This is a genomic window from Oleiphilus sp. HI0128, assembly GCF_001635365.1.
Genome location: NZ_LWGG01000271.1, coordinates 1 through 684 on the forward strand (window position 1 = coordinate 1; position 684 = coordinate 684).

Consider the following 684-nt stretch of genomic DNA (forward strand, 5'->3'; position numbering starts at 1 on the left):
GTGCCGCTCAGTTTGTCTACATATCTGTCGTCTGTTAGATCATTGACACTAACCCCGGGCCGCTTGCTTGCAACAGATAGCATTGAGCCTTCGCGCTGGTGCCCCCAGCCGTGAGGAATGCTGACAACGCCCGGCATGATATCTTCAGTTAACTCTACTTCAATCTCAAGCTGTCCAACTCTGCTACTTACGTGAGCGAGTTCTCCGTTTTTAAGTTGTACTTGTTTCGCGTCGTCAGGGTGGATCATCAGAGTACAGCGATTTTTACCTTTTACCAGGCGCCTGCTGTTATGTAGCCAGGAATTGTTAGAGCGGACGTGACGCCTGCCAATTAATAAGAGTTGTCCGTTTTCGGCTTTGTGACTGTCAAGCAGTTGCTCGCCGCGTTTACGTAGGCGAGTCATATCTTTTAAGTAAGTATTCGGTGCGAGTCGAATTCGTTTCTTCACGCTGTAGAGCCGTTCGGGTAGGCGAGATTGCAAGGGGCCTAAGTCGATACCGTGAGGGTAATTAAGTAAAGAGCTAACACAAAGGCCTTTGCTCAAACTTCTGTTTTGAGAACCATAAGGGCTGAGATCCAGAATCTTCCGGGCTGGGTGTTTGCTTGGTAAGAACCCCTGTAAGGCATCGACCAGGAAACGCCCTGCTTGGCTAGTGCCAGGGAGCTGCGTACCATAAGGGCCG

Annotated in this window: 1 protein-coding gene; it reads right to left on the minus strand. The window is 50.1% G+C overall.

Annotation, left to right across the window (positions count from 1 at the left end):
- Positions 1–684, minus strand: a 684-nt coding sequence (locus A3763_RS03580) for a molybdopterin dinucleotide binding domain-containing protein (RefSeq protein ID WP_304440786.1), incomplete at both ends; no start/stop codon positions are given.